Here is a 20662-nt window from a genome sequence, read left to right as displayed (position 1 = left end):
CTCTACATTAAAAAACAACAACCGGCCAATATACATTTCTAAATTCCCGGCAGGTATTTATCATCGCATTCTTATCAACAGGCATCATCTCGCCATATACCGAGTTTTGTAATACCTGGTTATGGGCATCTAAAACTATACCCGATCGAAACACGGTCTTTCCGTTCTTTAACAGGTAAAAAACGCTTTCAACAGTTGCAACATCTCCTTGTGTTATTTTAAACCGCCACTCGCGCTTCATTTTTTGCATAAGATTCCTGTCGGTTGTTTTCAGGCAGGTGCGATGAGGAATTTGGGAGTTAAGATCGACAAAGTCTGACGACGGTATTACAATATAAGCAACCCAATCGTCCTTTGTAAAATCGAATTGTGAAAAAACATTTATAGTATCGCCGCTCTTCTGCTTAAGAACGGGAAGGATATCGCCGTTTTGAGAAACGGGAACAACAATATTATACCCTTTTTCCGAAAGAAAAATTGCCGCGAGGATAATAATTCCACCGGCAATTGTTAATGCTCTTTTCATGGGCATTGTTTATTATATCTTGCAACATAAATCAATCCGAAATCGATCCCTCTACTCCAAAAGGAAGTTATACCTTCTTATAAATGGCATCAAGGTTCCGGCCCATTTCCTTATAATCCAGTCCATAGCCTACCACAAACTCATTTTCAATTTCAAAACCAACATATTTTAGTTCGTCAATTTTCTTTTGAAGGGCGGTCGGTTTTAGTAACAACGAACATACTTTAATAGAGGCCGGGCCGCGTTGTTTTAGTTTGTCTATGAGGTAGTGCACTGTGTTACCGGTATCAACAATATCTTCAATAATTAACACGTCGCGACCTTTAATATCCACAATCAAATCAATATCATCCCGGATTTTTAGTTTACTGGTTGTGCCGCCGTAATAGGAAGCCAGCTTTGTAAACGAGATTTCGCAGGGGATAGAGATTTGCTTTATCAGGTCGGCTATAAATAAGAAGCTTCCGTTAAGTACTCCCACAAATACCGGAACACTCTGTTTAAAATCTTCATTTAACTGTAGGCCAATAGCTTTTACACGTTCTTCAATCGTTTCGGCATTAATAAGGGGCTCAAACTCAAGGTCTGCAATTTTAATTTTCATTGGTGCGTTTTTACAAGGGGTACTACCGGCTATAATCGCATCACTATAGGTGCTTTCGCCGGTATGGTATCAATCTACTAAAATAGTAAAATCGCTTGCAAATTACACGTAAAATAATTGTAACATATATAACGTTATCTTTGCACTCTTATATGATCGACTACCAGGCCCACACCTTACCAAATGGCATCCGTATTTTATACAAGCAATCGCCATTTGCCATAACGCATTGCTGCTTTATTGTAAACGCAGGCTCGCGCGATGAAGCCAACCAGCAGGAGGGGCTTGCCCATTTTATTGAGCACCTGTTATTTAAAGAAACAGAAAGACGCAATACCAACCAGATCCTGAACCGGCTGGAGCTTGTTGGCGCTGATTTAAACGCTTATACTACCAAAGAGTATACGTGCATACACGCTTCGTTGCTTAACCAGCACCTGGAACGTGCTATTGATTTGTTTGAGGATATCCTGTTTCACTCCACGTTTCCCGAAGATGAACAGGAAAAGGAACGTGGCGTAATATTGGATGAGATAGCCTCGTACCTTGACCAGCCCGAAGAAGCTATCCAGGATGATTTTGAGGAATTGCTGTTTAAGGATGATCCGTTCGGTAAAAACATTTTGGGTACGCCAGAAACTGTTGGCCGTATGAACAGCGACGACATGCGCGCCTTTATCAAAGCTAACTACAGCACCTCCGAAATGATATTTGCCGTACATGGTAATTACGATTTTAAGAAAGTTGTTAAGCTGTGCGAAAAATACTTCGGCGGAATACAGGCCCATCACCCCAAAAAGAACCGGATAGCGCCAAAGGCCAATAACAGCGGTATTGTAGTTGTTAAAAAGCCTATATCGCAAACGCATTGCATAATTGGCGGGCAGGCTTACCCTTCATCACATCAGCACAAATACGGGTTATTACTGCTTAATAACCTGTTGGGCGGCATGGGCATGAGTAGCCGTTTAAACCTCGAGATCCGCGAAAAATACGGCATCGCTTATACCATCGAATCAAACTACACCCCGTTTAGCGATACCGGCATTTTCTCAGTTTATTTCGGTACCGATAGCGAAAAGGCCGAGAAGGCATCACGCCTGGTACACAAGGAGCTTAAAAAATTGCGCGATCAAAAACTGGGCACCCTGCAGCTGCACCAGGCCAAGCAAAAGTTTATTGGGCAAATAGCCCTTGCCGAAGAGAACCGGATGAGCCTGATTATATCAATGGCCAAAAGCCTGCTTGATTTTAACCATATTGATACGCTGGAAGATATTTTTGATAAAATAAATGCCGTTACCGCCGAACAATTGCTGGAAATAGGCAACGAAATATTTGATAATGACAGGCTTATTACATTGAAGTTTGAGCCTAAATAATAAACCTGTATTTTTGCAAAATGAAGTACCCTATCATCGCTTACGGAGACCCTGTTTTAAGAAAGAAAGCAACAGCCATTGAGCCGGATGAATATCCACATATTAAAGAATTGGTTAATAACATGTTTGAGACCATGTACGGTGCCCGCGGCGTTGGCCTGGCAGCTCCGCAGGTAGGCATGTCTATGCGTTTGTTTGTAGTTGATGCCACCCCCTTTGATGATGATGAACCTGAACTTAAGGACTTTAAGAAAGCATTTATAAACGCAACTATAATAGAAGAAACCGGCGAAGAGTGGGGTTTTAACGAAGGCTGCCTGAGCATCCCGGATATACGCGAAGATGTTTACCGTAAACCGGTTATTAAGATATCCTATTACGATGAAAACTGGAAACACTACGAAGAAACCTTTAAAGGCATGGCCGCCCGCGTTATCCAGCATGAATATGACCACATTGAAGGTAAACTATTTACTGATAAACTAAGCCCGCTACGCAAACGCCTGATTGAGAAAAAACTGAACGATATTTCGAAAGGTGCCGTGAATGTGGAATACAAAATGAAATTCCCGGCTGTAAAAAAGGGGAGATAAGTCTGAAGTTTTAAGTCTTCAGTCTGAAGTTAACACATCTTATAAAACCAAGCCTGCATCAGTAGGCTTTTTTTATTGCACCAAAGCAGCCTTTTGACATTATACTCCGGGACTTACGACTTACTTGCTATCCGCGTCTGATATCTGCTTAATCAGGCTGCCCCAGGCTAATGGGTTAAGCAATGGGTTGGGGGTAAGTGAATGCGTGTTGAGGATGGTATTGTGCATTGATTGCGCGTTTGCCGATTGTATTTCCTGTGCATCTCTGGGCAAGGTATTATACAAGGCTGATAATGATGCCTTGCTGATATTTTTACGCGCGATTTCGAGATCGTCATCAGCAAGTTTTATAGCTAAAAAATCTTTCTTAAACTCGTCTGTAGTGGCCCACGGAAATACGTGAAATGTAGGCAGGTTAATAATTTGCGGCTTAATATTTACCTGCAAAGTATAGCTTTTGGTATTCAGGTTTGATGGTATAACCACCAGTATTTGCCCATACCCAACGCAGGTAAAGCGCAGGGTATCCTGCTCATGCGCTACAAATGAAAAATAACCTTTGTAGTTACTTAAATATACCTGGTTATGAAACGATGTATTGGTAATTGATACATAAGGCACAATAACATCTGTACTATCGGCATTATGCACTACCCCGGTAAATTGCACAAGCGGCCTGTCATCGTGTTTTTGCGCAAATGCCGCAACCGATGCAAATAATAAAAATATAACAACCAAGTACTTCATATACCTAAACACCTATTTGCTGTATGTTACCTTAATAACGCCAAATGGTTTCAAAAAGTTGCTCAAAAATAGTTATTACAGTAAATTATTAAACAGGATTTAACAATACTTAACACTATCTCAAATTCTCGGGCAGCACAGCGTTCGGATCATCAATGTCGGTAAGGTTTAATGCCTCAACACCGGTAATTTCGGGTACTGCTTTTTTTATGGCTTGCTCAATGCCCGCCTTTAGGGTCATGATGCTCATAGGGCATGAACCACATGAGCCCAATAATTTTAATTTAACAACACCCTCGGGCGTAATCTCTTCAACTGAAACATTCCCGCCATCAGCCTCCAGATACGGACGAATGGTATCTAAAGCTGCTTCAACCTGACTTAATAAACTCATTTTTACCAATTTATAACTAAAGTAAAGTTATTAATAATTTGCAATATATTTTATACTTAAAATGGTTAGTCCAAAGTCTTAAGTTCTAAGTCAAAAAGTATGGGTTTGACACTTTTGACCTGCGACTTCCGACTCAAGACTTAGAACTTTAGGCTTCTGACTCAAGCCTCGCTTCAAAAGCCTTCGCGTTTGATATAGCTACTTGCTGCGCTACGCGCTGGGCCATATCAATAAATGCCTTGGTCATTACGCCATCAGCCTCCAAAATTGCCGGGGTGCCTGCGTCGCCCGAGTCGCTGATACTTTTTACCAGCGGAATCTCGCCTAAAAAGGGTACATCCAGTTGCGCAGCCAGCTTCTGGCCGCCGCCTTTGCCAAAAATATAATATTTATTATCCGGAAGCTCGGCCGGCGTAAAGTACGACATGTTTTCTACCACACCCAGTATAGGCACATTAATGGCAGGCATCATAAACATACCTACCCCCTTTCGGGCATCGGCTAAAGCTACATTTTGCGGTGTAGTTACTATAACAGCTCCGGTAACCGGGAAGGTTTGCGTGATAGTAATATGAATATCGCCCGTACCCGGCGGCAAATCTACAACCAGGTAATCCAGTTCGCCCCAGTCGGCATCATTAAACAGTTGTTTTACAGCTGTTGACACCATTGGTCCGCGCCATGGCACAGGTTGGTTTGGATCGGTAAAAAAACCTATTGAGAGTAGCTTTATACCATACTTCTCAATCGGTTCAATACGGGTTTTACCGTCAACAACGCCTGCCTGGGGGCGTGCGCCTTCAAGCCCAAACATAATAGGTACAGATGGGCCGTAAATATCAGCATCAATCAATCCTACTTTGGCGCCGGATTTTGCCAGCCCTAAGGCCAGGTTTGCAGCAACGGTTGATTTACCAACGCCGCCTTTACCCGATGCTACCGCGATGATGTTTTTAACGCCTGGCACGCCTGTATTTTTTTGCGTGGTAACGCGCGATGTCATGTTGATATCAACCACAACATCTTTGCTGACGAAATAGCTGATGGCATTGCGGCAGGCATTTTCAATCATAGCCTTTAACGGGCAAGCCGGCGTGGTTAAAATTACCGAAAAGCTAAGCTTGTTGCCATCAATATGTATATCCTGTATCATGTTGAGGGTAACCAGGTCTTTTTTCAGGTCTGGCTCTTCAACATTGCCCAGTGCTTGTAAAACTTGTTCTTTAGTGATTATCATAATATTATGGCAAATTTATGAAAACGAGTGGTTGATTTGTGTTTAAGCAGGAAACAAATTACAGAAACAACCGTTTGCAGGGGATAAGAATTAGTTTAGTTTTGGAAAAATTTACTTATGAAGCGCCTTAACCCTAAATATATACGCATAGCCGCATTTGTCCTTATCCCGCTGTTCCTCATATTGTTAATAGGTGGTTATATTGCCTATTCAAAACGCGAAGCCCTGCTTCAAAAAGCTATTGTCAAAGCTACTGCAAAAGCAAAGCGCGATTATAATTTAGATGTAAAAATCGGATCGGCTCATTTTACCGGTGCCGCAACAGTTTCTTTTTCGGACGTTACTATAGTACCTGAGCAGCGCGACAGCCTGCTGCGAATAAAAAACTTTGTAGTGAGCGTTAAGCTGTTGCCACTTATTGTGGGCAATATTAAATTATCTGACGTTTTATTACAGGATGGCTTTATTAACCTCACCAATATCAAAGGGGTTAAAAACTTTGATTTTTTGTTTAAAAAGAAACGCGACACCACATCAACAACCAAAGCTGATCTAGCTGTGCTGGCCAACAACCTGGTTAACGAGGTATTATATAAAATTCCGGATAACCTTACATTGAGCAATTTTGTGGTGAGTTTTAAGGACGATAGTACTAAACTAAAACTACTTGCAAAAACTGCACAGATAAAAGACGGCAACCTTACATCAACCATTGATGTTGATAATGGCGAATCGACCTGGCATTTTGTGGGTAAAATGCATCCGTCGGATAAAAACATCGATGTAAAACTTTATGCCGATGGCAAAAAAATAGAATTGCCTATTATACAGGAAAAGCTTCACCTTAAAATAAATGCCGATACCATATCAACCAAATTAACCAAAGTTGAACATAGTGGCGGCGAAACCCGCATTTACGGATCATGGGGGGTAAGTAACCTGCTCATCAATCATCCCGGCTTATCGCCGGGTGATATTATTTTTCCAAGGGCGTCTATTGATGCAAACCTGTTTGTGGGCAGCAATTATGTATCTATCGATAGTTCGTCAACAATTCATATAAAAAACCTGGTGGCCAGGCCATATATCAAATACACGCTCAATCCAACCAAAATATATGAGTTAAAAATGAACACCGACTGGCTTAACGCCACAGATGTTTTTGACTCCTTTCCACAAGGAATGTTTGATGCCCTGGATGGCATTAAGGTTGCCGGTAAACTAAAATATAGCATGCATTTTTACATGGATGCAACTAAAATAGACGACTTGCAATTTGATTCGCGCCTGGATAAGGATGGCTTCCGGATAATTAAGTATGGTAAAACCGACCTGGGAAAGTTGAACAGCCCGTTTGTTTACACCCCTTATGAAAAAGGCAAGCCGCAGGCGCCGCACCTTATAGGCCCGGATAACCCTGAGTTTACTCCATTAGAACAAATAGCCCCTAACCTGCGCAACGCAGTTATGACTGCCGAAGACCCTTCATTTTATACAAACCACGGCTTTGTAGAAGAAGCATTCCGTAAATCATTGGCAACTGATTTTAAAACCAAAAAATTTAAACGCGGCGCCAGTGGTATATCTATGCAGCTGGTTAAAAATTCGTTTTTAAACAGGGATAAAAACCTGGCCCGTAAAATTGAGGAGATATTGATTGTTTGGATCATCGAAAACAACCGCATCATGACGAAAAACCGGATGCTGGAAGTTTACCTGAATATTATTGAATGGGGCCGCAACATATATGGAATTGACGAGGCGTCACACTTTTACTTCGGCAAGTCGCCATCGGAGCTTACCCTGGGCGAGAGTATTTATCTTGCTAGTATAGTGCCGTATCCCAAAGGTGGCTTATACGCGTTTCAGCCCGATGGTAGCCTGAGGCCCGGCCTGCACGGCTATTTTAACCTGATAGGTAAGCTGATGGCCGAAAAGGGCCTAACCGCACGCGATACCAGTGCCTATGGCTTTTACAACGTAAGGTTAAAAGAAAGCTTAAGAGAAAAAATTGCGCCTATAGATACTGCCAAGGCAGATAGCCTGATGAAACAGGGTGGAAATGATGATAATGAAACATTACCTGTTATTGAGGAACCTGTGAAAAAGCCCAATTTTTTTCAACGCCTGTTTGGTAAAAAGGATAGCGTGGAGCAAAAGAAAGAGCAGGTAGAAAAACAAAAAGAAAAAACCGCTAAAGAAAAACTTAAAGAGCAAATTGAAGCGCTAAAACAGGATTATAAAAACCGGATTGACAATATTGATACAGCCGGCAAAACCCGTAAAGACATCCGCCAGGAAAAACGGCGGCTTAAAAAAGAAGAAAGCGATAAGGAAGACGAACTGAAAGCCAAAGCCAATTTATAGTTTACGGTAGCATGACGCATTTAAGTGTTTAAACATCTATTTTTGTTGTAACAAAATTAGAAATCGTCATGTCACTAATAGATCAATTACAAAAAAGGGCTGCAGTAAAAAAATTCGACCCTTCGAAAAAAATATCAGCCGAACAATTAGATCAATTGCAAAGCGCAATACAACTGGCACCATCATCATTAGGCCTACAGTCATTCAAGGTGATTGTTGTTCAGGATGCCGAAACACGGCAAAAGCTTCGTGCTGCTGGTTATAATCAACCTCAAATCACAGATTCATCTGCATTATTCGTTTTTGCTTCACTAACGTCATTGGACGAGGCTTTTGGCAAAAAATTCATCGACCTGGTTGCCAATGTCCGCAACGTTGAACGTGAAAGCCTTGCGGGTTATGAGCAAATGATTTTAGGTAAATTGAGCAGTCTTACAGATGAGCAAAAATTAGCCTGGTCGCATAAGCAAACGTATATTGCTTTAGGCGTATTAGTATCCCAAGCTTCCGAATTAGGTATTGATGCAGCGCCAATGGAAGGTTTTGACGCCGCCAAATTTGATGAGATTTTAGGCTTGAAAGAGTTAGGTTTAACCACATCGGTTATTGCCGCTGTGGGGCACCGTGCTGATGATGATGTTTACAGCAAAATGATTAAAGTACGCAGGCCTAAAAGCGAGTTGTTTATACATGTTTAAGTTGGTGAGTGGTTGATTAAGTTGATTGGGTTAAGTGGGTGACAGGGTTTGGAAAGCTTGATGAAGTTTATGACTTAATCCGATTAACTTAATCTAACTCAATCAACTTAATCCAACTCAATCAACCGCTCACCACTTAACCCAATCAACTACTCACCAGAACTCCTCCTGATAAACAATTTGGATTTTAAAACCACATGCCGCTTATGGTTTGTGGCGGCCTTGTGCTCCAATGCTTCAAATAGCAGGTTGGCGGCCTTAATGCCCATTTCGTAGGCGGGCTGGGTAATGGTTGATAGTGCTGGGCTTAGCAAAGGGGCAATCCCCAAACTGGAAAAACTAACTATTTTCAATTGCTTCGGAATGTCAATCGCCAGGTCATTGCAAACGTAATATGTGGCAAATGCCAAACGCTCTACCGAGCTAAAAATCCCATCGGGCTTTATTTCCTGTAACACCTTGGTCAATATCTTGTAGTTTACTTTCTCGTCATTACTGCAATCAATAACCAGTTCATCGTCAAAGACTACATTGTGCTTTTTAAGTGCATCCATATAACCCTGCATACGCACCTGCCCAATAGAAATACTTTTGTTTACCACCAGGTAGGCTATCCTTCGGCAACCGGTTTGCAGCAAATGCTCTGTGGCATCAAAGCTACTATCGTAGTCGTTGGTGGTTACTTTGGCTGCATCAATATCTTCATATACCCTATCAAAAAACACAACCGGAACATTTTTCGACTCCAGCTGGCGCAGATAATTATGGTCGTTTGCCTCGCCGGATACCGACATGATGATGCCATCAACCTTGCCATTATTGAGGTAATTTACAAACGATACTTCCTTTTCAAAAACATCATCTGTACGGTAAAGTAAAATATAAAAGCCTTTTTTACGGGCCACCTCTTCAATCCCGTTTATGGCTTGCGAAAAAAAATCGTTGGCTATCTCGGGGATGATAACGGCCAGTGTTTTAGTTTTTTTATCCCTTAAATTACTGGCATAATGGTTGGGTAAAAAATTATGCTCTTTGGCAAAGGCAAGTATACGTTCTTTGGTATCCTTATTAATATCAGGGCTGCCGTTAAATGCCCTTGAGATAGTTGACGTAGAAATATTAAGCTCCTTCGCCAGTTTCTTTATATTAACAATATCCATTTATTATCTCGTAAATCTTTTATCCAGCCAAATGTAACAAAACTCATTTATTAAGCCCCGAAAAACTGCGGGCAATTATTGTAAAATATGTTAAAATTATATCATAATCTATACACCTTTCACTTATCGAAAGTCGGGTTTAACTGTAAGTTAATCAATGGCATGCGCTTTGCACTTGTTAAGCCGAAGGGGATTGAAATGAGTATGGCAAAGAAAATATTGATAGTTGATAACAACGAGTTAATGATAGAGGTAATGACCTATATTTTAACCGCCAACGGATATGATGTGGTATCGTTTCATGATGCCGGTAATATTTTTGCCGAAATTAAGACCTCCCATCCAGACCTGGTAATTCTGGACGTATTGTTACCGGGTTTGGATAGCCTGGAGATTTGCAAGTTAATAAAGCTTAACCGGAACACTAAAAACCTGCCGGTAATCATCTGCCTGCCAGGTGAAGATGTTGGCACAGCGCTAAACCAAAAAGGCGCACCCGATGATGTGCTATTGAAACCATTTGGCATCAACAACCTGATTGAAAAGGTAGAATACCAGCTGGCAGCTTAACAAGCAACATTTTTATGTTATTTTTTAATGAACTATACCTTAGGTACTTACCATAAGATTGCCATCATTGTATCATCTTTTTGCCTTTTTGGACTATTGGATTTGTATATTTACCCGGAGAGAAGACACAGATGGGACTGCCACTAAGAATAACGTACAACGATACCGACCTTGTTTACCAGGTCAACACATCGCCAATAAACAAGACTACCAGCGAACTTGAAATTTTACTTAACGGCGAAACAATCACCCTTCAAAAAGATGAACGAAGTGTATGGATACAGCAGGGGAATGGCCCGCTGATTGATCCTGAACTGGCGCAAGCTTTAGGCAGATCGGTTTCCTTAAGATTTAGGATGTAACACCCATTAGCTTGAGCTATCGGCTATTACCGCGGGCACGCACATTAACGCCTTATAAAAGGCTATAGTTTTATTTCGCCGGATTTTTTAATGTGGTTTTGTAAAACAGATAACTTAACCCCCGTTGCTTTTTCCCTTCTTTTCCAGTTCACTCACAAAAACGGTTAGTTCTTTTGTAAAATCATCGAGTGCGATGGCTGAAGTCTCCATATATCCAACCATTTTTTTTTAAGGTAGCGGGCGAACGCAAGAACTGGTTAAGAATTTGGGAAATGCCTAAAATGTTGGCAACCGGTTGGCGTACTTTATGATGGGTCAAAAACATCATTTTCTCCAGCGCAAAGATGTATTCTTTTAAAAACTCTTCAGTTTTTTTTATTTTGTTATACGCCGTTTCCAGCTCCTCGGCGCGGTTTTGTTTTTCCTGGTTCTGAAATTTCAGTTCATCGTTGGCTATGATCAATTCAGCCGCCCGGTTCTCCTTCTCGGAATTTTGAAAAGCCAGTTCAAGGTTGGCAATATTTAACTCCTCCGCCCGGTTTTGTTTTTCCTGGTTTTGGAATTTGAGCTCGTTGTTGGCAATCACCAATTCAGCAGCCCTTTGTTCTTTCTCGGAATTTTGGTAGGCCAGCTCCTTATTGGCGATAATCAACTCGTTTGCACGTTTCTCTTTTTCGGCGTTTTGATAGGCTAACTCGTTATTTGCGATGGCAAGTTCGGCCGCACGTTTCTCTTTTTCGGAGTTTTGATAGGCTAATTCGTTGTTTGCCACGAGTAATTCACCGGCGCGTTTCTCTTTCTCGGTATTTTGGTATGCCAGTTCTTTGTTGGCGATGATAAGCTCATCGGTTGTCCCTCTATGCATATAGCGGTTAATAATGGGTGATTTAATTAATTATCGCTTAAGCGATTAAACGTGTAATTATTGTCACCCCGTAAACATGACAACAAAGGCCTGGGTTTTAATATCCGGTAAGTGCGTTACCTGGGTAACGACCAATAAAATCGATTTATTAGCGTGAAAATACTATTATTAATATTAAAAACGATTGATTTTAAGCTAATATTAAATAAGCAGGATGTTTTTCATGAGCAAGCTCATCTTTTAGTTTATCCACCAGGATTTCTATCCCTTTATCGTCGGCTATATCCAACATCAAGCCGATAAGCTCTCCGCCTGACCGCCTAACGAATTCTACGCTTTTAACTTTAATAATCAGGTGGCAAATACAAATAAGGTTGCCCGGACTTATGGTGCCGTCAACAAGTTCCCCGGCAACTACAAGCCCCCGGCCCGTAATCCGGAAGTAGTCTTGTAACAAAAAACTGCCGCACTTGATATTGTTAACCCGGTTATCCCCATGCATTATTTCATCGGTATTTAATTTACTATTAAGTTATAAAATCAAAAGCATAGTAACCCCCATTGCTATCATCAATCCATCTTCAATAATGGTAACCGTGCTCATAGGCAGGTTAAATACCGCGCCAAGGCATGCACACCTGATTTGCTGCTTACTGACCACGCTTTTTAACACGCCAATCAAACTTATAGACATTATTACGATAGTAACGATATTAACTATATATGGCGTAAAATTAAACGCGAATGCCAGGCCTAATCCCAGTTCAATAAAAACATACAAGCGCCCCCAGCCGTGCCATTTACGGGCAACAACATCATACATGGCATAACTATCGGCAAAGCCTTCAACATCCAGTAATTTAAAAAAAGAAAACACCAGGAAAAAGCCGCTCATAAAAATGCGCATCGCAGTCATTATATCAAAGCTTTTTGCATGATAACCAGCTATAAAAGCGACCACAGTAATGTATCCAAAAATGAGCAGGATGGGTTTGTATGTTTGCAGCCAGGTTTTATTCCCGGTATTGTCAACAATGGCTAACGTATCCGGGTGATGCGGCGCAGTATCCGTTATCTGATATTTTGGATAGGCGGCAAGTGCTTCTTGCAAATCAGCGGTGGCAACGTGTCGGTTCATGGTAATATCAGCCGTTCCTTCGGCAAGGGAAATATCCACTTTTTGAATATGATTTACCTGCGATAACAGGCTTTGAACTTTAGCCCGGCAGCCGGTACAGGTCATGCCGGTAATATTATAGGTATGTGTCATGATAATTGCTAATAAATTAACTGACACAAATTTACCGCCACCGACAGTTTATGCACTTACGGTATTATAGCTATGTTTTATGATATTTACAGGTCTTCGATATTTTTTCGTTTGTTACCCTGCAGTTTTTTAAATGCCGATGGTGTCATCCCGGTAACCTGTTTAAACTGGCTCGATAAATACGCCACGCTGCTATAACCCAGTTGGAAAGCAATTTGCGAAAGGCTAAGCTCGTTATAAACCAACAGCTCTTTAACTTTTTCGGTCCTTTGGTTGATATAATATTTCTCGATAGTTGAACCCTCTACTTCCGAAAAAAGGTTACTAAGATATCCATAGTCGTAATTAAGCTTATCTGCCAGTATAGCCGAAAGTTTTAAAGGCGCAGGCGCATCTGCATAATGCACTTGCCCGATGATGGTCGTTTTAATTTGTTCAATCAGGCGACTTTTCTGATCGTCAATTAATTCAAACCCCAGTTGCTTTAACGACGCTGTCAGTTTCATTTGCTGCAGGTTTGTTGGCGGGTTTTTAATTTCAACTTCGCCCAGTTCAACACCAAGTACCTGCAGGCCTGCTTTTTCAAGCTCACTTCTTACAACCATTTTGCACCTGCTGCACACCATATTTTTTATATATAGCTTCATGGCGATAAAATTACTTTATTTAAAGATATCGGGGCCGGCTTTTAACCAGGGAAATGAAGGCATAAAAAAAGCCTCTTTGCTCTCGCAGCTCAGAGGCCTTTACCTAAACCTTATCACAATAGGGCGTGCGCCCCGATTTGCACTGCTAACATACAACAACCATCATTAAATAAATAAAAGCATCGATGAACAGCCCGAATCTATCGACGGATACTGCTAACGGGCCTTTTATCGCGGTTATTTATTCAGTAATCTAAGCCTGGGCTTACTTTATTAGGTTATTATTTTATCGGTAATGTTATTTGTTGTTAATAATAAAAATGCAGGCTTCTTGTTTTTTCCTGCAATAGGAATTATATCCAGTTGCCACCAGCTTTCAACTATTATATCGGGATTAGCCGATGGAATATTATAGTGGAAGGGCGGTGTTACAATAGTTTCATTGTTTACAACTGCGCGCGTAAGTGTATCGAGCAAAAATTTATCCCCATCGCTGCCTGCATGTTTTGGGTCAAAGGCCTCCCATAAATACCACCCGACAATATTGCGGTAATGCGTATAGGTTGCTTTCATATAAGCCTCGTTATAGGTTAATATGGTGAAATTTGGTGCATCGGCCTTTAATATTATCCGGGGCGTATCCGTAAAAAATAAAGCTTTGAATAGCGGGTCGTTTAAAAAACTCATTGATAATAAACACGTTGGGTTAAATCACTATAATGGCTTTTTTCAGAAACTGTAAAAAAAGCCACTATTGCTTATCTTGTACGCAATAACTTGCCCATAGGTTTAGCGGAGGCCGTTTTGGTTAAAAAGAGGCCTCTTTAATTGACTATTTCTTAACGTTTTTTTACATACTAAGCAATCCCAATAGTCAAAATAGGTTGTTGATAAAAGGGCGGTGCATAATTGATCTCACGGATCCAGTCGCACGTGGTCCGCGCCCCTTTGGCCAGGATTATGGGGCTATTGCCGCTGGTTAAAGAATTATCGGGACATAACGACGAAAGAGAAAAGATGTTTGAATATCTCATGTCCTCGGCCAATGAGCTGGACGAACTGATTAAAAATATCACAGATAAAACAACAAGGGCCGACTATCCAGTTATTCAAAAAGGAAAATGATCCCGTTTTTTAATCTGCTGTCGCCCGTTGTTCAAGGATAATTTCAAGTCGACTAAAGCTTTAGTAAGCCGGTAAGGTTTTCCAAAGACGCAGATTACAAGTTCAACTGGATATATTTTATATATCAATTGCCCCGTACTGCCTTAACAAACCTTCTATTTCGGAATGCCCCTTACGTATGGCCCAAGCCAGCGGCGCAGACCATGGCGCGCCGGATTTGTTGGGATCGGCCCCTTGTTTTAGCAAATAGCCGGCCATATCAAAATGCCCCCACCTTGCCGCCATCCCCAGTGGTGTTGATTGGTACTCTTCATCAAGCGCATTGATATTAGCGCCGTGTTTTAACAGCAGTTCGGCCTTAGCCAAATCTCCTTTTTGAGCCATATCGTGTAATATGGTAACATGGTGCCAACTCATGGTATTGGGACTCATCCCATTCTCCATCATATACGTTGCTCCATCTATGCGCTCGAAGTAATATTTTTGTGTCCATTTTAAAATATCAGGAACTTTCGCTCCATAGCTCAGGAGCACATCTGCCATGGGCCGGTTGTTTACCTTGGCTGCAAAAGTTAATATTCCTTCACCCCAAAAATAAGTTTCATCCGGTGCAAACTCGGGGTTATCCTTCAATATACGGGCGGTGTGTTCAATATCCCCGTCATAAACTGCTTTTTCAAACTCAAGTTGTAATGGTGTCCTGTTAAAAAATATCTTACCATTATCGCCAAAATATTTTTGGCGTTCGGGATGTGTTGCATAGTCGTTTAGCAAATCTACAATCTCATCATGCCCTCTGTCGGCCATAAGTTCAAGGCGTTCCAAAAAAGGGTAAGTTTTATAATTGCTGTCGTGGGCACCTTGCTTAAGCAGGTACCTCACCAATTCGGTATGCCCCTCGCGTGCCGCAAAATGTATGGGCGGGGTGTAATTATATTGCGCATATATCAATTCGGGGCACTCATCCACCAGTCGTTTTACCGCTTCCAGGTTACCTTCACGGCTGGCCGTTAAAATTTGCCACACTTTATCGGTTGTAGATATCACTTTATTGGCCACTTCCATGGGCAGGCCAAGGCTCATTTCATAAGGTTGTATCATCGGTTGCTGTTGTTATCTAACCATTGTTTGCCTGCTACTTCAATGCCCTTTAAAGATATTTAAGCCATAACTTTTCGGGATGTTTAGCTTTGTAAACACTGTATTGCCTACAGGCAAAATACAACACCACCTCGGCAGTAATAAAGATAGCGTAAAGTAATGGCAAACCCCAGCGATAGTCTTCGGGTACATTTGTAAACGGCGCGGTATTATACCACTCCTGGTGGCCACTGCCATAAAGGATACCATTGAGGCCCAGTGCCAGCAGGTGGATGAGTGCGATGTGCAGGATATAATAAAATAAAGGTACCCGGCCAAAAGTGTTCAGGACACGTGCAAGCACTCCTTGCGCTTTTTCTGCCAGCGGTACCAACGTTATGAGCGGCCCTAACGTCATCAGCAAAAAAAGCTGCGATGGCGGATATTTTTGCTGGCTAAGCAACCGGAGAATAAAAGGTAAATTATTTTTATGGCCCGATGCCGCAATTATACTGCCTGCTACTAAAAACAAACCTATCGCCGAAAGCCCTATTTGCAGGCACAGTTTGTTGCGCCGGTCCGGTTCAAAAATCAATAGCTTACCAAAACCATACCCCGCCATCATAACACCTATCCAGGGCACCAATACATACAGCACGTGAATCCAACCGGGCCCTTCTTCGCTCCTTGGATATAAAAAATCCCACCAGGTCCAACTCGCCGGAATCAAGCCAAATAGTTGTTGTGCGGCAATAATCACCAATCCGCTGATCCAAACCGCGCGAAAAGACAACCGGATAATTCCCGACAACAGCACCATGCACCAGCCAAGCATCCATATTACCCCGGCCAGCATAAAAGTCTTAAAATCCAGGTTAAAAGACCAGCAAAAACGGATTAGCGTAAGTTCCAGAATCACCAGTAATAAACCGCGGGTAAACAAATAGCGGGAGAGCTTATTGGGGTTATTGATTTTATGCCCATATAAAAAAGCAGCTGCGCCCGCGAAAAATACAAAGCCGGAAACACAAAAATGGGTAACCCAGCGGGTGAAAAAAATAGCAGGATCGGCGCCACCAGATGGCATGCCGGAATAAACGCGAACATGGTCAATAGCCATCAGTACCATGATGGCCCCGCGTAAAAAATCTACTGATCGGATACGCGCGCTGTTTGCCGGGGATATTTCGGAATTGATCATCAGCTACAAGTTAAGAGTTGCATAAATATCTGAAAAACAGAACGCAAAATTACTGGCATATAGTCAAAAAAAATACAGCCTTTTCACATTACGATAAGATCTCAACTTGCGGCTTTTTGCTTTCTAGATTTAAAACAAAAAGCCTTGCTGAAAATTCAACAAGGCTTAATAAGTCGGGATGAGAAGATTCGAACTTCCGACCTCCAGCACCCCATGCTGGCGCGATACCGGGCTACGCTACATCCCGAAATAATGTAGGGATTGCAAATATATAACTTGCAGATTTAATTCAAAACTGTAAATCAAATCACCACCCTTTTTGTGAGTGCAAAAATACTTTTAACCTATTTAACCGTTTTGAGTAAGGGGCTTCGGCCATTATATTATTAAATGTTATAACAATGGCTTTTATTGTGGTTTGATTTTTTATCTTAACACCCTGGTAAATATAATTTACGAATATTTTTCGTTTAATTATGTATTTGATATTTTAGCGCTGAACTATGACTTCTGCCGAAAATTATGAATTACTCATTGAAAAGATAAATATCTTTATAAGGAAGTATTATTTTAATAATTTTTTGCGTGGCCTGATATTTTTAGGCGCGGGTTTATTCTCCGCTTATGTAATAATTACATTGAGCGAATATTTTGGTAATTTTAATATTCTCTTCCGTACTATTCTTTTTTATTTTTTTATTCTGCTCAACGCTGCCCTGGTGTGTTGGCTCATATTACCCCCCCTGTTGTCATGGCTTAAATTAGGTAGGTCATTAACACACGATGAGGCAGCTGCAATTATTGGTAAACACTTTCAGGATGTAAACGACAAATTGTTGAACACCCTGCAACTAAAAAAACTGGCTGCCGACGACGAAAAACACCGCGCCCTCATCGAAGCCAGTATCGATCAAAAAATTGAGTCGTTAAAGCCGGTAAGCTTTCCATCGGCTATCAACATCCGCGAGAATGTCAAATACCTTAAGTATATCCTGGTACCGGCTGCCATTATCCTGGTCATCGGCCTGGCAGCCCCATCTGTTTTAACCGAAAGCACAAAAAGGTTAATCAGGCATAACGAGTTCTTTGTGCCCGCTGCCCCTTTCAAATTCAATATACTCAACCAAACCCTTTCAGTAGTTCAAGGCGATGACCTAAAGCTTGATTTGAAGCTGGATGGCGATAAATTACCTGCCGACGTATATGTAGAAACCGCCAACAATACATTTAAGCTTGATAAAGAGAACATCAGCCGTTTTCATTATCAGTTTACAAATTTGCAGCAAAACACCAAATTCAGGCTTATCGGCAACGGTTTTACATCGGCCCCGTACGAGATTAAGGTAAACCAGAAACCGGCTTTACTTCATTTTGATGTAGCATTAAATTACCCGGCCTATCTGCATAAAAAAAATGAAATCCTTACAAATGCGGGCGATTTGGTGATACCAGCTGGAACAGCAGTCAAATGGCTGTTACATACACAATATGCAACCGGGCTGCAGTTTTTTATGAATAATGAACCACGCCAGGCAGTGGCAAATGGCCCCGGTTTATTTGTACATAACGAAAAGGTTTACAAAAACGCGGTTTACAGGCTTTACCCGGTAAACAACCAGGTAAACCACAGCGACTCGGCTACCTACCATATCAACGTAATTTTGGATGAACCACCGGTGATCAGTGTTGATGAAAAACCTGATTCGGTAAGCATGAAATCACTATATTTTAATGGAAAAATCCAGGACGACCATGGTTTTTCGGCCTTGAATTTCCATTATAATGTACAATCATCCGGCAATAAGGGCAATACAAAGGCGTTTGTAAAGCGTGTGGAGGCGGATATGGGACAAACACAGGCAGATTTCTTTTATTTCTGGAACTTAAAAGATATGGGCATTAACCCGGGCGACCAGGTGACCTACTTTTTTGAAGTGGCAGATAACGATGGTATAAACGGACCCAAAAAAGCCCGTACTCCTGAGCGTACACTTCACGTGCCCGATGCCAAAGAAGTAAACCAGCAATTGAATGCCGGCACCGAAGCCATCAAACAAAAAATGCAATCGGCCATTAAACTGGCCGGGCAGGTTGAAAAAGAATCGCAGAAACTAAACCAAATGCTGTTGAACAAAAACAGTCTTTCGTTTGATGAAAAAAAACAGATAGAAGACCTGCTGCAAAAAAGGAAAGACCTGGAAGATTTGGTTAAGGAAATAAAAGACGATAACAAAAAAAACCTATACAGCAGGCAGGAAAACCAACAGCAAAATGAAGAGATCCTGGCCAAACAGAAGCAAATTGAAGACTTGTTTAACAACGTGCTTGACCAAAAAACAAAGGAACTATTACAAAATCTGCAGCAATTGCTAAACGAGCAACAAAAGGACGCCACCCGCGATGAACTTTCCAAAATGCAGATGGACAACAAGTCGCTAAAAAAGGAGCTTGACCGCATGCTGGAGTTATACAAAAAACTTGAATTTGATCAGAAGCTAAACCAGCAGATTGATGAGCTAAATAAGCTTGCCGATAAACAGCAAAAGCTATCTGAACAAACACAAAAACAGGGTGCCGATAAAAAACAATTGCAACAGGAGCAGGACGGTTTGAAAAAGGAATTTGACGATGTAAAAAAAGGATTTGACGATTTGCAAAAAACAAATGAACAAGCCGAGCACAAAAGCGATTTCCAGAATCCCGAAAAAGAAACACAAAGCATAGCGCAAAAAATGGAACAAAGCGCCGGCGATTTACAAAAAAACGATAAAAACAAAGCCAGTAAATCGCAAAAGCAGGCGGCCGATGAAATGAGGGATTTGGCCGGCAAGCTACAGCAACAAGACCAGGAAGGCGAAAGCAAAGAAAACGCGGTTGATGCACAGCAACTACGCGAGTTGTTAAAAAACCTGGTGAACAGTTCCTTTAGCCAGGAAAAGCTGATGCAAACACTAAAGAGTACCAGCCCTACCGATCCTGCTTACATTACGCTGTCGCAAAGCCAAAAGGATATTAAAGACAACCTTAAAACAGCCGAAGATAGTTTGTATGCGCTCAGCAGGCGAATCCCGCAAATTCAATCAACCGTTAATGCCGAAATTGGCAGTATAAATTCCCGCATAGACCAGGCCCTGGATAACCTGGGCGATAGGCGAACGGCGGAAGCCAACCGCAACCAGCAACTTGCCATGACATCCATGAACAACCTGGCCCTGATGTTGAGCGAAGCGTTAGATCAGCTGCAAAAAATGATGAATAAAAGCAAGGGTGGTAAAGGCAAGCCGCAATCCATATCGCAGCTAAATAAAATGCAGCAGCAGCTAAACAAAAACATGCAAAAAGCGCGGGAGCAAATGCAGCAGCAAGGCAATAAACCAGGGCAAAGCCAGCCCGGGCAAGGTAACATGAGCGAACAGCTGGCCCGTATGGCACGCCAGCAACAGCAGATAAGGCAACAGCTGGAGCAGATAAATCGCGAAGAAAATAAGAATGGTACGGGTAAATTAGGTAATTTAGATAAAATTTCGCAAGAAATGGAACAAACTGAGCGTGATCTCGTAAACAGGAAGATTACAGACGAGGCGCTAAAGAGGCAACAACAAATACAGAGCCGGTTATTGGAAGCTGAAAAAGCGCAACAGGAGCGTGAGCAGGATCAGCAGCGGGAAAGCCAGGCCGGCAAAAATATACCTCCGGGATACATAAAAGCGTTGCAGGGTTACCAGCAACAACGGGCAAAGCAGACAGAACAGGTAAAGACAGTATCTCCGGCACTTAATTTGTATTACAAGCAAAAAATTAAATCTTACTTTGATCAACTTAATGCCAAATAAT

Annotated in this window: 21 protein-coding genes and 1 tRNA gene; 8 read left to right on the top strand and 14 right to left on the bottom strand. The window is 41.7% G+C overall.

Annotated elements, in window-relative coordinates; translation table 11 throughout:
• Positions 1 to 7: 7 nt before the first annotated feature.
• Both FSB76_RS13050 and hpt read right to left on the bottom strand, forming a co-directional pair.
• Positions 8 to 526, bottom strand: a complete 519-nt coding sequence (locus FSB76_RS13050) for a hypothetical protein (RefSeq protein WP_147053993.1) — start codon at positions 524 to 526, stop codon at positions 8 to 10.
• A gap of 67 nt (positions 527 to 593) precedes the next feature.
• Positions 594 to 1130, bottom strand: a complete 537-nt coding sequence (gene hpt / locus FSB76_RS13045; RefSeq protein ID WP_147053992.1) for a hypoxanthine phosphoribosyltransferase — start codon at positions 1128 to 1130, stop codon at positions 594 to 596.
• Between the two features lie 155 nt (positions 1131 to 1285).
• On the opposite strand from hpt, the gene FSB76_RS13040 reads away from it, so the two are divergent.
• Positions 1286 to 2512, top strand: a complete 1227-nt coding sequence (locus FSB76_RS13040) for a M16 family metallopeptidase (protein WP_192910166.1) — start codon at positions 1286 to 1288, stop codon at positions 2510 to 2512.
• A gap of 20 nt (positions 2513 to 2532) precedes the next feature.
• On the top strand, positions 2533 to 3105 hold the full coding sequence (def, locus tag FSB76_RS13035; RefSeq protein WP_147053990.1) for a peptide deformylase: 573 nt from the start codon (positions 2533 to 2535) through the stop codon (positions 3103 to 3105).
• Between the two features lie 120 nt (positions 3106 to 3225).
• On the opposite strand, the gene FSB76_RS13030 is transcribed toward def, so the two are convergent.
• From FSB76_RS13030 to FSB76_RS13020, 3 genes are all read right to left on the bottom strand, one after another.
• Complete coding sequence (locus FSB76_RS13030) at positions 3226 to 3852, bottom strand: hypothetical protein (RefSeq protein ID WP_147053989.1); 627 nt, start codon at positions 3850 to 3852, stop codon at positions 3226 to 3228.
• 115 nt (positions 3853 to 3967) lie between these two features.
• Positions 3968 to 4246, bottom strand: a complete 279-nt coding sequence (locus FSB76_RS13025; protein ID WP_147053988.1) for a NifU family protein — start codon at positions 4244 to 4246, stop codon at positions 3968 to 3970.
• Between the two features lie 148 nt (positions 4247 to 4394).
• Positions 4395 to 5483 (bottom strand): Mrp/NBP35 family ATP-binding protein, encoded by a 1089-nt coding sequence (locus FSB76_RS13020; RefSeq protein ID WP_192910149.1) that lies wholly within the window; start codon positions 5481 to 5483, stop codon positions 4395 to 4397.
• A gap of 117 nt (positions 5484 to 5600) precedes the next feature.
• Between FSB76_RS13020 and FSB76_RS13015 the strand changes: the two genes are divergently transcribed.
• Both FSB76_RS13015 and FSB76_RS13010 read left to right on the top strand, forming a co-directional pair.
• Positions 5601 to 7850, top strand: a complete 2250-nt coding sequence (locus tag FSB76_RS13015; RefSeq protein WP_147053987.1) for a transglycosylase domain-containing protein — start codon at positions 5601 to 5603, stop codon at positions 7848 to 7850.
• Between the two features lie 68 nt (positions 7851 to 7918).
• Complete coding sequence (locus FSB76_RS13010) at positions 7919 to 8548, top strand: NAD(P)H-dependent oxidoreductase (RefSeq protein ID WP_147053986.1); 630 nt, start codon at positions 7919 to 7921, stop codon at positions 8546 to 8548.
• A gap of 149 nt (positions 8549 to 8697) precedes the next feature.
• Here FSB76_RS13010 and FSB76_RS13005 read toward each other — a convergent pair whose 3' ends face one another.
• Positions 8698 to 9708 carry a LacI family DNA-binding transcriptional regulator gene (locus FSB76_RS13005; RefSeq protein WP_147053985.1) on the bottom strand — a complete coding sequence of 337 codons (1011 nt, stop codon included), beginning with the start codon at positions 9706 to 9708 and terminating at the stop codon, positions 8698 to 8700.
• A 204-nt stretch (positions 9709 to 9912) separates the two neighbouring features.
• Between FSB76_RS13005 and FSB76_RS13000 the strand changes: the two genes are divergently transcribed.
• Together FSB76_RS13000 and FSB76_RS12995 are read left to right on the top strand one after the other, a co-directional pair.
• Positions 9913 to 10278 carry a response regulator gene (locus FSB76_RS13000; RefSeq protein WP_158642896.1) on the top strand — a complete coding sequence of 122 codons (366 nt, stop codon included), beginning with the start codon at positions 9913 to 9915 and terminating at the stop codon, positions 10276 to 10278.
• Positions 10279 to 10409: 131 nt separating this feature from the next.
• Positions 10410 to 10640 (top strand): hypothetical protein, encoded by a 231-nt coding sequence (locus FSB76_RS12995; RefSeq protein ID WP_090652238.1) that lies wholly within the window; start codon positions 10410 to 10412, stop codon positions 10638 to 10640.
• Positions 10641 to 10821: 181 nt separating this feature from the next.
• Here FSB76_RS12995 and FSB76_RS32485 read toward each other — a convergent pair whose 3' ends face one another.
• The 5 genes from FSB76_RS32485 to FSB76_RS12970 all read right to left on the bottom strand — a co-directional run bounded on the left by FSB76_RS32485 (position 10822) and on the right by FSB76_RS12970 (position 14109).
• Positions 10822 to 11505: a diguanylate cyclase gene (locus FSB76_RS32485; RefSeq protein WP_225976499.1), complete on the bottom strand. Its 684-nt coding sequence runs from the start codon at positions 11503 to 11505 to the stop codon at positions 10822 to 10824.
• Positions 11506 to 11695: 190 nt separating this feature from the next.
• Positions 11696 to 12007: a hypothetical protein gene (locus tag FSB76_RS12985; RefSeq protein ID WP_147053983.1), complete on the bottom strand. Its 312-nt coding sequence runs from the start codon at positions 12005 to 12007 to the stop codon at positions 11696 to 11698.
• Positions 12008 to 12037: 30 nt separating this feature from the next.
• Complete coding sequence (locus FSB76_RS12980; protein ID WP_147053982.1) at positions 12038 to 12775, bottom strand: heavy-metal-associated domain-containing protein; 738 nt, start codon at positions 12773 to 12775, stop codon at positions 12038 to 12040.
• A gap of 86 nt (positions 12776 to 12861) precedes the next feature.
• Positions 12862 to 13422: a helix-turn-helix domain-containing protein gene (locus FSB76_RS12975; RefSeq protein ID WP_147053981.1), complete on the bottom strand. Its 561-nt coding sequence runs from the start codon at positions 13420 to 13422 to the stop codon at positions 12862 to 12864.
• 273 nt (positions 13423 to 13695) lie between these two features.
• Complete coding sequence (locus tag FSB76_RS12970) at positions 13696 to 14109, bottom strand: hypothetical protein (RefSeq protein ID WP_147053980.1); 414 nt, start codon at positions 14107 to 14109, stop codon at positions 13696 to 13698.
• A 222-nt stretch (positions 14110 to 14331) separates the two neighbouring features.
• On the opposite strand from FSB76_RS12970, the gene FSB76_RS12965 reads away from it, so the two are divergent.
• On the top strand, positions 14332 to 14547 hold the full coding sequence (locus FSB76_RS12965) for a histidine kinase dimerization/phospho-acceptor domain-containing protein (RefSeq protein WP_147053979.1): 216 nt from the start codon (positions 14332 to 14334) through the stop codon (positions 14545 to 14547).
• Positions 14548 to 14664: 117 nt separating this feature from the next.
• Here FSB76_RS12965 and FSB76_RS12960 read toward each other — a convergent pair whose 3' ends face one another.
• The 3 genes from FSB76_RS12960 to FSB76_RS12950 form a co-directional block, all read right to left on the bottom strand.
• Positions 14665 to 15648 (bottom strand): ankyrin repeat domain-containing protein, encoded by a 984-nt coding sequence (locus FSB76_RS12960; protein WP_147053978.1) that lies wholly within the window; start codon positions 15646 to 15648, stop codon positions 14665 to 14667.
• A gap of 49 nt (positions 15649 to 15697) precedes the next feature.
• Positions 15698 to 16828: a DUF1624 domain-containing protein gene (locus FSB76_RS12955; RefSeq protein ID WP_147053977.1), complete on the bottom strand. Its 1131-nt coding sequence runs from the start codon at positions 16826 to 16828 to the stop codon at positions 15698 to 15700.
• A gap of 173 nt (positions 16829 to 17001) precedes the next feature.
• A tRNA-Pro gene (locus FSB76_RS12950) sits at positions 17002 to 17075 on the bottom strand.
• A 256-nt stretch (positions 17076 to 17331) separates the two neighbouring features.
• Between FSB76_RS12950 and FSB76_RS12945 the strand changes: the two genes are divergently transcribed.
• Positions 17332 to 20661 carry a DUF4175 family protein gene (locus FSB76_RS12945; RefSeq protein ID WP_147053976.1) on the top strand — a complete coding sequence of 1110 codons (3330 nt, stop codon included), beginning with the start codon at positions 17332 to 17334 and terminating at the stop codon, positions 20659 to 20661.
• Position 20662 lies beyond the last annotated feature (1 nt).

Source organism: Mucilaginibacter ginsenosidivorax, assembly GCF_007971525.1.
GTDB lineage: Bacteria > Bacteroidota > Bacteroidia > Sphingobacteriales > Sphingobacteriaceae > Mucilaginibacter > Mucilaginibacter ginsenosidivorax.
The sequence above is the reverse complement of the archived record's forward strand: the minus strand, read 5'-3'. Positions and strand labels throughout refer to the sequence as shown.